The organism is Allokutzneria sp. NRRL B-24872, from assembly GCF_002155965.1.
Lineage (GTDB): Bacteria > Actinomycetota > Actinomycetes > Mycobacteriales > Pseudonocardiaceae > Allokutzneria.
Map to the genome: position 1 here is coordinate 15,995 of NZ_MUMH01000119.1, position 13,580 is coordinate 29,574.

The window sequence follows — 13,580 nt, forward strand, 5'->3', positions numbered from 1 at the left end:
GGTGACGAGTACGTATCTCGCCGAGCCCGCGGAGGTGCTGGCGGCCCAGGGCATCGCGCAGTACGCGTGGCTGCTGGTGGTCCTGCCCCTGCTCGGCGCGGCGATCCTGCTGATCAGCGGGCGCCGCTCCGACCGATGGGGCCACCTGCTCGGCAGCGCCATGGTGATCGCCGCGTTCGGCTACGGCCTCGCGCTGTTCTTCTCCGTCATCGGGCTCGACCCCGAGCAGCGGGTCCGCGAGGTCAGCCTGTTCTCGTGGATTCCCGTCGAGGCGCTCAAGGTCGACTTCGGCCTGCGGCTCGACCCGCTGTCGGTCACGTTCGTGCTGCTGATCACCGGTGTGGGTTCGCTGATCCACATCTACTCGATCGGCTACATGAGCCACGACGAGAACCGGCGCAAGTTCTTCGCCTACCTGAACCTGTTCGTCGGCGCCATGCTGATCCTGGTGCTGGGCAACAGCTTCGTGACGCTGTACCTGGGCTGGGAGGGCGTCGGTCTCGCGTCCTACCTGCTGATCTCCTTCTGGCAGCACAAGCCGTCCGCGGCCTCCGCCGCCAAGAAGGCGTTCCTGATGAACCGGGTCGGCGACATCGGCCTGGCCGTGGCGATCTTCCTGATGTTCGCCAACCTCGGCACCACCCAGTACACCGAGGTCTTCGAGCGCGCCGGTGAGCTCTCCGGCGGCGTCGTGCTGGCGATCGCGCTGATGCTGCTGCTCGGCGCGTGCGGCAAGTCCGGTCAGTTCCCGCTGCAGGCGTGGCTCCCGGACGCGATGGAGGGCCCGACCCCGGTCTCCGCCCTCATCCACGCCGCGACCATGGTCACCGCCGGTGTGTACCTGATCGCGCGGTCCAACCCGATCTACGACCTCACCCCGGACGGCCGCCTGGTCGTCACGATCATCGGCGCGCTGACGCTGCTGATCGGGTGCGTGATCGGCTGCGCCTACGACGACTTCAAGAAGGTCCTGGCGTACTCGACGGTCAGCCAGATCGGCTACATGATCCTCGCGGTCGGCCTCGGCCCGTTCGGCTACGCGCTGGGCATCATGCACCTGCTCACCCACGGCTTCTTCAAGGCCGGGCTGTTCCTCGGCGCCGGTTCGGTGATGCACGGGATGAACGACGAGGGCAACATCCGGCGGATGGGCGGCCTCGCCAGGAAGATGCCGGTCACCTTCGTCACCTGGGGCCTTGGCTACCTGGCGCTGATCGGCTTCCCGTTCCTGTCCGGCTACTACTCCAAGGACGCCATCATCGAGGCGGCCTTCGGCCAGGAGGGCTGGCGCGGCTGGGTCTTCGGCGGTGCTGCTCTCTTCGGCGCGGCGCTGACGGCCTTCTACATGACCCGCCTGATGCTGCTGGTGTTCTTCGGCGAGAAGCGCTGGGAGAAGCTGAAGTCGGCCGACGGCAGGGACTACTCCCCGCACGAGTCGCCGAAGTCGATGACCGTCCCGATGATCATCCTGGCCTTCGGTTCGGTGTTCGCGGGCTTCCTGCTCAGCAACGGCGGCCTGCTGTCGAACTGGCTGGCCCCCTCGCTGGGCAAGCTGGAGACCGCTGAGCACGGCGTCCTCCCGCACGCGCTGGTGCCGCTGCTGACCGTGGCGCTGTCCGCGCTCGGCGCGCTCGTCGCCTGGGTGATCTTCGGTCGCAAGTCGGTCCGCGTCCCGGTCGAGCGGCCCGCCGCGTCCTGGCCGGTGCGGGCGGCCCGTGCCGACCTGTACACCAACGCGTTGAACGACTGGCTCGTCGTCAAGCCGAGCCTGCTGCTCACCAGGGCCTTCCTGGTGGTGGACAACAAGGGCGTCGACGGGATCGTCATGGGCACCGCGACGGTGCTCGGCGGCGGCTCCAGCGTGCTGCGCCGGACCCAGACCGGGTTCGTGCGCTCCTACGCCCTGAGCATGCTTGGAGGTTCGGTCCTCGTGATCGCGGCCATGCTGGTGGTGAGGTTCGCGTGAGCAGCGCCCTCCTCCTGCCAGCTCTCCTTCTGCTGCCGCTGGTCGGTGCCGTTGTTGTCGCCTTGCTGCGCAACAACGACCGGCTGGCCCGGCTGTCCGCGCTCGGGTTCTCCCTGGCGGAGCTGGTCCTCGCGGTGTTCGCGTGGATCGCCTTCGACGCGGGCGGCGCCCGGTTGCAGCTGACCACCTCGGTGGAGTGGATTCCGCAGTTCGGGGTCAACTTCGCGCTCGGCGTGGACGGCATCGCCCTGGTGATGATCGCCCTGATCGCCTTCCTGGTGCCCGTCGTCATCGGCGCGTCCTGGGAGGAGAAGCTGCCCGAGGGCCGCACCCTCGGCGGCTTCCTGTCGCTGATCCTGGTGATGGAGACCTTCATGGTCGGCGTCTTCGCCGCCACGGACGTCTTCCTGTTCTACGTCTTCTTCGAGGCGATGCTCATCCCGGCGTACTTCCTGATCGGCCGCTTCGGCGGTCCGCGCAGGACCTACGCGGCGATGAAGTTCTTCCTGTACTCGCTGCTCGGCGGTCTGATCATGCTCGCATCGGTCATCGGTGTGTACGTGACCAGCGCGGACGTGCTCGGCAAGGGCACGTTCGAGTGGGCGAAGCTGGCGGAGATCTCCAAGGACCTCTCGCCGACCGCGCAGTTCTGGCTGTTCCTCGGCTTCTTCGTGGCCTTCGCCATCAAGGCGCCGCTGGTCCCGCTGCACACCTGGTTGCCGGACTCGGCGGCCGAGGCCCCGGTCGGCGTCGGTGTGCTGCTCGTCGGTGTGCTGGACAAGGTCGGCACCTTCGGCTTCCTGCGCTACGGCCTCTCGCTGTTCCCCGAGGCCAGCAAGCAGCTCGCACCGCTGGTGCTGGTGCTCGCCGTGATCGGCATCCTCTACGGCGCGTTCCTGGCCTTCGGGCAGAGCGACATGAAGCGGTTCGTGGCCTTCACCTCGATCGCCCACTTCGGCTTCATCGCGCTGGGCATCTTCGCCTTCAGCAGCCAGTCGATCTCCGGCTCGGTGCTGTACATGGTCAACCACGGCATCTCCACCGGCATGCTCTTCCTGGTCGTCGGCATGGTGATGGCGCGCGGCGGCTCCAGGAAGTTCAGCGACTACGGCGGCATGGCCAAGCTGACCCCGGTGCTCGGCGGCCTGTTCCTGGTCGCCGGTCTGTCCTCGCTGGCGCTTCCCGGGACGAACTCCTTCGTGAGCGAGTTCCTGGTGCTGGTCGGCTCCTTCCCGAACGAGCCGGTGTTCACCATCGTCGCCTCGGTCGGCATGGTGCTCGCCGCGCTGTACGTGCTGCGGGCCTACCAGCAGATCATGCAGGGCCCGGTGCGCGGCACCGCGCTCGTCGGCCTCGCCGGCGGCCCCGGTTCGGCGACCGACCCGGAGTCGGAAACCTTCAAGTCCAAGATCGCCGACCTCTCCCGCCGCGAGCTGATCGTGCTGGCTCCGCTGGTGGCCCTGGTCATCGGCCTCGGCGTCTACCCGAAGCCCGTCCTGGACGTCATCACCCCGTCCGTCACGGCGACGATGACCGAGGCCGGCGTGACCGACCCGGTTGTCGCGCAGGAAGGCAACAAGTGACGTGAACGTCCCGATGCTCCTCGCCCAGGTCGAGCAGGTCCAGGTGCCCGATCTGGACTTCCCGGCGATCGCGCCGATCCTGATCGTGCTCGCCGCCGCCTGCGCCTCCGTGCTGTTCGAGGCGTTCCTGCCGCGTTCGGCGCGCTGGGGCGCCCAGTTCGGCCTCAGCGTGGTCTCGCTCGCCGGTGCGGGCGCCGCGCTGCTGCTCTACCTCGACGACGCCCCGGCGTCCGGGGTCACCACGCTGGCCGGTGCCGTCGCCGTGGACAAGCCCGCCCTGTTCCTCTGGGCGACGCTGCTGATCCTCGGCCTCGGCTCGGTGTTGCTGATGGCCGACCGCAGGGTCGAGCCCGGTGGCGCCTTCGCCGCCGACGCCGCGATCCGTCCCGGCACCATCCAGGACCGCGAGCAGGCCACCGCCGTCATGCAGACCGAGGTCTTCCCGCTGGCGCTGTTCTCGCTCGGCGGCATGATGGTCTTCACGGCGTCCAACGACCTGCTGACCATGTTCATCGCCCTTGAGGTGCTGAGCCTGCCGCTGTACCTGATGTGCGGCCTCGCCCGCCGTCGCCGCCTCATCTCGCAGGAGGCGGCGGTCAAGTACTTCCTGCTCGGTGCCTTCGCGTCGGCGTTCTTCCTGTACGGGCTGGCGCTGCTCTACGGCTACGCGGGTTCGATCAGGCTCTCCGCGATCGCCCAGGCCGCGGGTGGTTCCGACCGCTCCGACACGCTGCTGTTCGCCGGTATCGGCCTGCTCGTGGTGGGTCTGCTGTTCAAGGCGGCGGTCGGCCCGTTCCACTCCTGGTCCCCGGACGTCTACCAGGGCGCTCCGACCCCGGTCACCGCGTTCATGGGCGCGTGCACCAAGGTCGCGGCCTTCGGCGGCATCCTGCGGGTGTTCTCGGTGGCCTTCGAGTCGACCAGTTGGGAGTGGCGCGGGGTCCTGTGGGGCGTCGCGATCGTCTCGATGCTGATCGGCGCGATCCTCGGCCTGACCCAGACCGACATCAAGCGGATGGTCGCCTACTCCTCGGTGGCGCACGCGGGCTTCCTGCTGATCGGCTCGATCGCGCTGACCGACGAGGGCCGCGCTGCCACGCTGTTCTACCTGCTCACCTACGGCTTCACCACGCTGGCGGTGTTCGCGGTGATCAGCCTGGTCCGCGACGCGAACGGGGAGGCCACGCAGATCAGTTCCTGGGCGGGTCTTGCGAAGCGCTCCCCGGTGGTGGCGCTGATCTTCACGGTGCTGCTGCTCGCCCTCGCCGGAATCCCCTTCACCAGCGGTTTCGTCGGCAAGTTCGTGGTGTTCTCGGCCGCGCTCGCCGACGGCATGGCCCCGCTGGTGGTGGTCGCGCTGCTGGCCAGCGCCGTCGCCGCGTTCTTCTACCTGCGGATCATCGTGCTGATGTACATGCGCGAGCCGGAGGAGAACGGCCCGACGGTGAGCCTGCCCGGCGTGCCGACGACGATCACCATCGCACTCGGCGTCGCGGTGACAGTCCTGCTCGGCGTGTTCCCGTCAGCGGTGCTGGACTGGTCGCTCGTGGGAGCTTTTGTCTCCTAGGGACATTTCCCAGGACAGATCACCTCACTGGAGAAGCCCGCGAACGCTTGCCGTTCGCGGGCTTTTTCATGCCGTTTCCCCGGCTGTTTCGCCCGTGTTGGGGAAGTCATAGCGAGTTATGGGCCGGTGGGTGCCACGCACCCGGCCGCCCTACGTAGGCTTCGGATGTGACCACGAGTGAGCACGCCCGCCTTGGCCGGGACCGGGACGCCAGTTCGGTGCTGACCGACCCCGGGCTCGCCGCGTCAGTACAGGCAGGCCTGGAGCGGGTGGAGCGGCTGCTGCACACCGTCGTGCAGAGCGACTTCGAGTTCGTCACCGAGGCGTCGCTGCACCTCGTCGAGGCCGGCGGCAAGCGCATCCGTCCGCTGTTCACCCTGCTCGCGGCCAACTTCGGCGACGCGGACGAGGACGACGTGGTGACCGCCGCCGCCGTGGTGGAGCTGATCCACCTCGCGACGCTGTACCACGACGACGTGATGGACGAGGCGACGATGCGCCGCGGCGCCGTCAGCGCGAACGCCCGCTGGGACAACGCGGTCGCGATCCTCACCGGCGACTTCCTGTTCGCGCACGCCTCCAAGCTCGTCGCGGGCCTGGGAACCGAGGCCGCGGAGATCATCGCGGTGACGTTCGGTGAGCTCGTGACCGGGCAGATGCGCGAGACTGTCGGCCCCAAGCCCGGCCAGGACCTCGTCGAGCACTACCTCAAGGTCATCGCCGAGAAGACCGGTTCGCTGATCGCCACCGCCGGCCGCTACGGCGCGATGTTCTCCGGCGCCGACGAGAAGACGATCGTGGCGCTGCAGCGCTACGGCGAGATCATCGGCACCGCGTTCCAGATCTCCGACGACGTCATCGACATCGCGTCGCCCTCGTCGGCCTCCGGCAAGACGCCCGGCACCGATCTGCGCGAGGGCGTGAAGACGTTGCCGATGCTCTACGCGCTGGAGGAGCAGGGTGAGCGCGGGGAGCGCCTGCGCGAGCTGCTGGCCGCCCCGATCACCGAGGACCACCTGGTGACCGAGGCCCTGGACCTGCTGCGCGAGTCCGAGGGGCTCGAACGCGCCAGGAAGACCCTCTACGGCTACGCCGACGACGCGCGGAGCGAGCTGGCGTACCTGCCCGCGTGCCCGGCGAAGACGGCGCTGGAGGCGCTGGCGGACTACGTGGTGGACCGCAGCAAGTAGCGGCTACTTGGTGGTCGGAGCGGGTTCTTCCGGGACCTCGACGACGACCGCCTCGGGCACGACCGTGGTCTCGTACCTGGCCAGCTTGCGCCTGCTCCGGTGAGCCGCGATCGCGCCGTCCACCGTGAACAGCACCAGGGCCGCCCAGACCAGACCGAAGCCGAGCCAGCGCTGCGGCGTCATCGGCTCGTGCATGACGAACAGGCCCCAGGCGAACTGGAGGATCGGCGCGAGGTACTGCAGCGCGCCGAGCGTGACCAGCCGCAGCCTGCGCGCGGAGACGCCGAACATCAGCAGCGGCAGGATCGTCACCGGCCCGGCCGAGACCAGCAGCACCGCGTGCCAGAACCCGTGCCCGCCGAAGGTCCCCGCGCCCGAGGCGCCGAGCCAGACCAGGTAGCCGGCGGCGATCGGGCCCAGCACCACGCTCTCGGCGGCCAGACTGGTCGCCGAGTCCATCGGCACGGTCTTCTTGATCAGGCCGTAGAAGCCGAACGAGGTCGCCAGCACCAGCGCGAGCACCGGGACCGACGCTGAGCCCATGGTCATCACGATCACGGCGACGGCGGCGATGCCGATGGCCACCCACTGCGTCCGGCGCAGCTGCTCGTTGAGCACCGCGACGCCGAGCACCACGCTGACCAGCGGATTGATGAAGTAACCCAACGCCGTTTCGGTCACCTGTCCGGAGGTCACCCCGTAGATGTAGGTGCCCCAGTTGACCGCGATCAGCACCGCGGCCGCCGAGACCAGCAGCCAGGACCGCGCCGACAGGCCCCGCAGCCGCGCCCAGCGGCCGAACAGCAGCAGCCCGCCGAGCATGAAGACCATGGTCCACGCGATGCGGTGGGCCAGGATCTCGACCGAATCCGCAGGTCCGAGCAGTGGCCAGAAAAGGGGGAACAGGCCCCACAGCGTGTAGGCGCCCACACCGCACAGCAGTCCGGAGGCGGTGCCCGGCTGCCTGGGGGAGGGTGGGAGGACCATCGAGTCCGCCGAGGTGGTCATCGATGGCACCCGAATGAGTTTACGCTGAGCGGGATGAACGGGACAGACGCGTTCATCACACGAAGAGGAGGTCCAAGGCGGTGTCGTCCCTGTTCGGAGAGGTCTGGCTGTACTCCCTGCTCGCGGTTCTGGTCGGAGCCGGAGCCACCTGGCTGATCTTCGTCCGGCCCGCCCGCCGCAGGATCGCCGAACTGGAGGACGAGCTCGCCCGCGTCGACGTGCCCAAGGCAGCCGCCGAGGCGAAGCCCTCGCGCCCGCCGGTGTTCAACGCCGCGCCCGCCGTCCTCGCCGCCCCGGAACGGCCCGAGCGCACCGAGCCGCCCGAGCCCGTGCAGCCGCAGCTGGTCGACCCGGTGTTCTCCGACCCGGTGCCCACCCAGGTCGTCGAGCCCGCTCCGCCCGTGCCGACCGAGGAGGTCCGCGCCGAGGCCAGCGACGCCGACCACGAGCCGACCCCCACCTCCGCTCCCGCTCCCGTCGAGGAGACGGCGCTCATCGAGACGGCGCAGATCGAGATGCCGACGGCCGTCAGCCCGCGCAGGCCGACGCCGACGCTCTCCGACATCCCGCCCGCGCCCACCGAGTACCTGGAGCAGCTCCAGCGCCAGCGCGACGCCGAGCAGGCCGCCGCTGCTTCCCGCGCTGACGAGGAACCGCTGTTCTTCGAGGCCACCACGCCGCCCATGGGCATCAGCCAGGCCGCGATCCAGCAGGAGCTGCGCGCCGCCGGTGCCGCCGACGAGCGCTCCGACCGCCCCCGGCCCAGCGCCGCGCCGCGCTCCGCCCAGCCCACCGCTCCGCCCGAGGTCGACCCCATGGAGATGGAGTTGGCCGACCACACGCCGACCGCGCTCATCCCCAGGGTCGAGTGGCGCGGCGGCTACCCCGACACCGCCAAGCCCGCCGGGAAGACCCCCGACGACGTTGACGACGTCGACGTGGACGAGCCCGACGCCGGAGCTTCCTCGCGCCCCGCCGCCGACTGCGAGCCCGAGCGCGCTGACACCGACGACTTCGACGCCTTCTCCCGCCGCGAGCGCCCCCGGGCTCCGCGCCCCCAGCAGGACCTCGCCGAGCCCGAGATCCCGTCGCGCCAGGTCGCCTTCAGCCGAGGCTCCGCCGCCGGTCGCAATGCCGACCCGGACCCCGATCCCGCTTCCCAGCCCACGTCTGCCCAGCCGACCGCCTCGTCGTCCGAGAACGCGCAACCCGCATCCGCCGACCAGCCGACCGCCGCGTGGTCTGAGTCCGCCCAGCCCACGTCCGTTCAGCCGTCTGCGGACCGGCCGATTGCCGCGTGGTCTGAGTCCGCGCAGGCAACGACGGCTCAGCGGTCCACTGACCAGCCGACCACTGCTGCGCCGACGTCCCGACAGTCCGCTGCGCCCGACCGCCAGGCACCCGCCGCAGACCAGGCCGCGTCCACTCGGCCGACATCCGCCGAAGCGACCGCCGCCGAGCCGACCACCGCCTGGCCCGCGTCCGCCCAGCCGCAACCCACAACGGTCCAGTCGACCCCCGCGCAGCCGAGCCACCCGGAGGCGCTGCCCACCGCCGTGCAGCCCCAGGCAACGCAGCGGACGCCGGACCCCAAGTCCGAGGCCCTGCGCGCGGAAGCGGCCAGGCGCGAGGCCGAACTCCGCAAGCTCCAGGAGCAGCACCAGCCCGACCGCACCCGCTCGCTGTTCGAGCCGGTCGTGGACCCGGACGCCCCCTCGGGCTCGTCGAACGGCAACCGCCCGGGGCACTGACGGCCGACGAGAAGGCCCCCGCTCTCCACCGGAGAGCGGGGGCCTTCTCGTCAAAGCACTGCCGACTCAGTCGGAGATGACCGTCCACGTGTCCTTGCCGCGCAGCAGCGCGTCGAGGTCAGCGGGCTTGGCGGACTTCGCCTGGTCGACCTGTGACCGGGCCAGGTCGTCGTAGGTGGGCCGCTGGACCTGGCGGAACACGCCGGTGACCGTGTGGTCGAGGTCCTGGCCACCCAGGCGGGAGAGCGCGAACGCGTAGGAGGGGTCCTCCAGCGTGGCGTCGTGCACCACGAGCGCGTCCTCGCCGACCTCGGCGACCTTGTGGACCGCGAACGTGCCGGTCTTCGGGTCGCGGACCACGCCGTACTCGCCCTCGGCGCCGAAGCGGATCGGCTCGCCGTGCGCCAGCGGGATGATCCGCCGCTCCCGCTCGCCCGGCTCCTTCAACACGTCGAAGGCGCCGTCGTTGAAGATCGGGCAATTCTGGTAGATCTCCACGAACGCGGTGCCCCGGTGCTGGGCGGCGGCGCGCAGCACCTCGGTGACGCCCTTGCGGTCGGAGTCCATCGCCCGCGCCACGAACGTGGCCTCGGCGCCGATGGCCAGCGAGATCGGGTTGAACGGGTGGTCGAGCGAGCCCATCGGGGTGGACTTGGTGACCTTGCCGACCTCCGAGGTCGGCGAGTACTGGCCCTTGGTGAGCCCGTAGATCCGGTTGTTGAACAGCAGGACCTTGAGGTTCACGTTGCGGCGCAGCATGTGGATCAGGTGGTTGCCGCCGATGGACAGCGCGTCGCCGTCACCGGTGACCACCCACACCGACAGGTCCGGCCGGGACACCGAGAGGCCGGTGGCGATGGCCGGGGCGCGCCCGTGGATGGAGTGCACGCCGTAGGTGTTCATGTAGTACGGGAACCGCGACGAGCACCCGATGCCGGAGACGAAGACGACGTTCTCCCGCTTCAGCCCCAGTTCGGGCATGAAGCTCTGCACCGCGTTGAGGATGATGTAGTCCCCGCAGCCGGGGCACCAGCGGACCTCCTGGTCGGACTTGTAGTCCTTGGCGGTCTGCTTCTCGTCGGTGGTCGGAACGCCCTCCAGGCCACCGATCGTGGGAAGACCCAGCTCGATCGTCATGCCTGAACCCCCTGCACGATCTCGATGAACACGTCCTGCAGCTCCTCGGCCTTGTACGGCAGCCCGGAGACCTTGGTGTGGCTGATGACGTCCACCAGGTACTTGCCCCGCAGCAGCAGCGCGAGCTGGCCGAGGTTCATCTCCGGAACGATCACCTTGCGGTAGCCGCGCAGCAGCTCGCCGAGGTTGCCCGGGAACGGGTTGAGGTGCCGCAGGTGCGCGTGCGCGATCTTCATGCCCTGCCTGCGGACCCGGCGGCACGCGGCGCCGATCGGCCCGTAGGTGGAGCCCCAGCCGAGCACCAGCACGTCGGCGGAGCCGCTGGGGTCCTCGACCTCGATGTCCGGGACGGTGACGCCGTCGATCTTGGCTTGGCGCAGCCGGACCATCTTGTCGTGGTTGTCCGGGTCGTAGGAGATGTTGCCCTTGCCGTCGGCCTTCTCCAGGCCGCCGATCCGGTGCTCCAGCCCCTTGGTGCCCGGCACCGCCCACGCGCGGGCCAGCGTTTCCTGGTCGCGCACGTACGGCCAGAACTCACCGGAGCCGTCCGGCGCGTTCGGCTCCGAGGCGAACTCCACCCGCAGGTCGGGCAGGTCCGCCGTGGTCGGGATGCGCCACGGCTCGGAGCCGTTGGCGATGTAGCCGTCGGAGAGCAGCATCACCGGCGTGCGGTAGGTCAGCGCGATCCTGGCCGCCTCCAGCGCCGCCGCGAAGCAGTCCGCAGGAGTGGACGGCGCGATCACCGGGAGCGGTGCCTCGCCGTTGCGGCCGAACATCGCCTGGAGCAGGTCGGCCTGCTCGGTCTTGGTCGGCAGGCCGGTGGACGGGCCACCGCGCTGCACGGCCACGACCAGCAGCGGCAGCTCGGTCATCACCGCGAGGCCGATGGTCTCCGACTTGAGCGCGACACCGGGGCCCGAGGTGGTGGTGACGCCGAGCGCCCCGCCGTAGGAGGCCCCGAGCGCGGCGCCGACCGCGGCGATCTCGTCCTCCGCCTGGAAGGTCGTCACGCCGAAGTTCTTGTGCTTGGACAGCTCGTGCAGGATGTCCGATGCCGGGGTGATCGGGTAGGTGCCCAGGAACACCGGCAGCTCGGAGCGCTGCCCGGCCGCCACGATCCCGTACGCCAGCGCGGTGTTGCCGGTGATCTGGCGGTAGGTGCCGGGGTTGAGCTTGGCGGGGGCGATCTCGTAGGTGATCGCGAACGCCTCGGTGGTCTCGCCGTAGTTCCACCCGGTGCGGAAGGCCAGCACGTTGGCCTCGGCGATGTCGGGCTTCTTGGCGAACTTCTCCCGCAGGAAGCGCTCGGTGCCCTCGGTCGGCCGGTGGTACATCCAGGACAGCAGCCCGAGCGCGAACATGTTCTTCGAGCGCTCGGCGTCCTTCTTGGACAGGCCGGTCGGCTCCAGCGCGCCGCGCGTCAGGGTCGCCATCGCGACCTTGTGCACCTGGAACTCCTCCAGCGAGCCGTCCTCCAGCGGGTCGGAGCCGTAGCCGACCTTGGTGAGGGCGCGCTTGGAGAACTCGTCGGTGTTGACGATCAGGATGCCGCCGGGCGGAAGGTCGGCGATGTTCGCCTTGAGCGCCGCCGGGTTCATCGCCACCAGCACGTCGGGCCGGTCGCCGGGGGTGAGGATGTCGTAGTCGGCGAAGTGCAGCTGGAAGCTGGACACGCCGGGCAGGGTCCCTGCTGGCGCGCGGATCTCCGCCGGGAAGTTGGGCAGCGTCGCGAGGTCGTTGCCGAACGCGGCCGCCTCCGAGGTGAACCGGTCACCGGTCAACTGCATGCCGTCGCCGGAGTCACCTGCGAACCGGATGACGACGCGGTCGAGCTTGCGGATCTCGGTTTCGCGTCCCGGGGTGCTGACGCTCATGGAGTGGCGGTCCCTCTCTCACAGGGGTCGCGGGGCCTGCGGCCCGCACTGGATTCAGGGACTGTCGTCTCGGCTGGTGGGCACGGGCAACCGACCCTGCTGCCCCCGAGGGTAGTCCTGCCTTACTTAGACGCTGTAAGCCCGGTTACCGCCCGGTGACACTCCGGTCAACGGTAAGTTCCGGCACTTTCCTGAATCGATCGAGGAAACCCAGATCACACTAGAGGTTCCCGAGGGGTAGGAAGCCTCAGCTCCGCGAGATCCGCCCCTTGAGCGCGGCCAGTCGTTCGGCGAAGGCAGGGCTGTCCATCGAGGCGATCTGCGGCACCAGCTCGTGCTCGACGGCGTCGGCGTGTGCGCCGAGGCTCGCCGTGACCCGCATCGACGATTTCGTTGTGACGGCAAGCTCCCGGGGCGCCGCCGCGGCCTTCTCCGCCAGCTCGACGGCCGTTTCGACGGCGTCCTCCGCGCTGCTCCACGCGAGCCCGTGCCGCACGGCCGCTCCGGCGTCCAGGATCTCGCCGAAGAGCACCATCGCCTTCGCCGTCTGCGGTCCGGCGAGGCGCTGGAGCATCCAGGTCATCCCGCCGCCCGGGTGGATGCCGAGATTGAGGAAGCGCGCGTCGAAGCGCGCCTTCGGCCCGGCGACGCGGACGTCGCAGGCGAGCGCCAGGTTCAGCCCGGCGCCGACCGCGGCTCCGTTCACCGCGGCGACCGTGGGCAGCGAGCAGTTCGCCACCGCGAGGAAGCCGCGGTAGATCCGCCGCAGCCCCTCCTCGCGGGACTCGCCGAGCTGCGTCAGGTCCGCACCCGCGCAGAACGCGGGCGCCGCCCCGGTCACCACGAGCGCGCCGACACCGGAGTCCGCCTCGCACGCGGCGACGGTGTCCGCCAGCGCCTGCGAGAGGTCCAGCGTGAGCGCGTTGCGCCGCTCCGGATCGCTGACGGTCACCACCGCGACGGCACCCCGCCGCTCCAAGATCACCTCGGCACCCATGGGCGCGATTATCGCTCCAGTGCCGCGCGCACGACGCGGACGGCTTCCTCCGGGTCGACCCCGAGCGCCCTGACCTTGGCCGCGAACTCCTGGGCCGCGCGCTGCACGGCTGCCTGCGCGTGCCCGCCCGTCGCGCTCACGAAGCTGCCGTTGCGCCCGCGCGTCTCGATCAGTTCCGCCTCTTCGAGTTCGCGGTAGGCGCGCGCGACGGTGTTCGCGGCGAGCCCCAGTTCCTCCGCGAGCTTGCGCACCGTCGGCAGTCGCGTGCCCACCGCCAGCGTCCGCTCGTTGATCTGCTTCGCGAGCTGCGTGCGGAGTTGTTCGAACGGCGGCACGGACGACGTCGCGTCGATCTGGATGTTCACCACGGCTCAGCCTCCGACCTTCGGCGTCGCGGGCCGCTCCAGCAGCGTGGACAGCACCACCGTGGAGACGGTCCGGTCTATGAAGTCCACCGCCCGCAGGCGCTCCAGCGCTGTTTCCATGTGGTGGATGCTCGCGGCCCGC

The 13,580-nt window shown here is 70.0% G+C and carries 10 protein-coding genes and 1 pseudogene; 5 read left to right on the top strand and 6 right to left on the bottom strand.

Features of this window, described 5'->3' with window-relative positions:
• Positions 1-52 precede the first annotated feature (52 nt).
• From nuoL to CCN37_RS27840, 4 genes are all read left to right on the top strand, one after another.
• A complete protein-coding gene (nuoL, locus tag CCN37_RS27825) occupies positions 53-1,966 on the top strand; it encodes an NADH-quinone oxidoreductase subunit L (RefSeq protein WP_086826415.1) in 1,914 nt (637 codons plus the stop codon).
• The gene (locus CCN37_RS27830; RefSeq protein WP_086826399.1) at positions 1,963-3,549 is read left to right on the top strand and encodes an NADH-quinone oxidoreductase subunit M; all 1,587 of its coding nucleotides are present in this window, start codon (positions 1,963-1,965) and stop codon (positions 3,547-3,549) included. Before nuoL ends, CCN37_RS27830 begins: the two co-directional genes overlap by 4 nt.
• Before the next feature lie 13 nt (positions 3,550-3,562).
• Positions 3,563-5,116 (top strand): NADH-quinone oxidoreductase subunit NuoN, encoded by a 1,554-nt coding sequence (gene nuoN, locus CCN37_RS27835; RefSeq protein WP_086826417.1) that lies wholly within the window; start codon positions 3,563-3,565, stop codon positions 5,114-5,116.
• A gap of 218 nt (positions 5,117-5,334) precedes the next feature.
• Positions 5,335-6,306, top strand: a complete 972-nt coding sequence (locus CCN37_RS27840; RefSeq protein ID WP_210408231.1) for a polyprenyl synthetase family protein — start codon at positions 5,335-5,337, stop codon at positions 6,304-6,306.
• 3 nt (positions 6,307-6,309) lie between these two features.
• Here the strand turns inward: CCN37_RS27840 and rarD are convergent, their stop codons facing one another.
• Entirely contained in the window at positions 6,310-7,314 is a 1,005-nt protein-coding gene (gene rarD, locus CCN37_RS27845) for an EamA family transporter RarD (RefSeq protein WP_246843354.1), read from the bottom strand.
• Positions 7,315-7,394: 80 nt separating this feature from the next.
• Here rarD and CCN37_RS27850 point away from each other — a divergent pair, with 80 nt between their 5' ends.
• Positions 7,395-9,065, top strand: a complete 1,671-nt coding sequence (locus tag CCN37_RS27850) for a hypothetical protein (protein WP_086826403.1) — start codon at positions 7,395-7,397, stop codon at positions 9,063-9,065.
• A gap of 66 nt (positions 9,066-9,131) precedes the next feature.
• On the opposite strand, the gene CCN37_RS27855 is transcribed toward CCN37_RS27850, so the two are convergent.
• The 5 genes and pseudogenes from CCN37_RS27855 to CCN37_RS41680 all read right to left on the bottom strand — a co-directional run.
• Positions 9,132-10,202 (bottom strand): 2-oxoacid:ferredoxin oxidoreductase subunit beta, encoded by a 1,071-nt coding sequence (locus tag CCN37_RS27855; protein ID WP_086826405.1) that lies wholly within the window; start codon positions 10,200-10,202, stop codon positions 9,132-9,134.
• Positions 10,199-12,076: a 2-oxoacid:acceptor oxidoreductase subunit alpha gene (locus tag CCN37_RS27860; RefSeq protein WP_086826408.1), complete on the bottom strand. Its 1,878-nt coding sequence runs from the start codon at positions 12,074-12,076 to the stop codon at positions 10,199-10,201. Before CCN37_RS27860 ends, CCN37_RS27855 begins: the two co-directional genes overlap by 4 nt.
• Before the next feature lie 247 nt (positions 12,077-12,323).
• Positions 12,324-13,073, bottom strand: coding sequence for an enoyl-CoA hydratase (locus CCN37_RS27865; protein WP_086826411.1), 750 nt, complete (start codon positions 13,071-13,073; stop codon positions 12,324-12,326).
• An 8-nt stretch (positions 13,074-13,081) separates the two neighbouring features.
• On the bottom strand, positions 13,082-13,438 hold the full coding sequence (locus CCN37_RS27870) for a GntR family transcriptional regulator (protein ID WP_086826422.1): 357 nt from the start codon (positions 13,436-13,438) through the stop codon (positions 13,082-13,084).
• A gap of 6 nt (positions 13,439-13,444) precedes the next feature.
• Positions 13,445-13,580, bottom strand: a pseudogene (locus CCN37_RS41680) (Lrp/AsnC family transcriptional regulator); the annotation flags it as partial.

Coding starts and splice junctions, on each gene's coding strand:
- nuoN (WP_086826417.1), top strand. CDS start 3,563: ATGCTCCTCGCCCAGGTCGAGCAGGTCCAGGTGCCCGATCTGGACTTC.
- rarD (WP_246843354.1), bottom strand. CDS start 7,314: ATGACCACCTCGGCGGACTCGATGGTCCTCCCACCCTCCCCCAGGCAG.
- CCN37_RS27855 (WP_086826405.1), bottom strand. CDS start 10,202: ATGACGATCGAGCTGGGTCTTCCCACGATCGGTGGCCTGGAGGGCGTT.
- CCN37_RS27860 (WP_086826408.1), bottom strand. CDS start 12,076: ATGAGCGTCAGCACCCCGGGACGCGAAACCGAGATCCGCAAGCTCGAC.
- CCN37_RS27865 (WP_086826411.1), bottom strand. CDS start 13,073: ATGGGTGCCGAGGTGATCTTGGAGCGGCGGGGTGCCGTCGCGGTGGTG.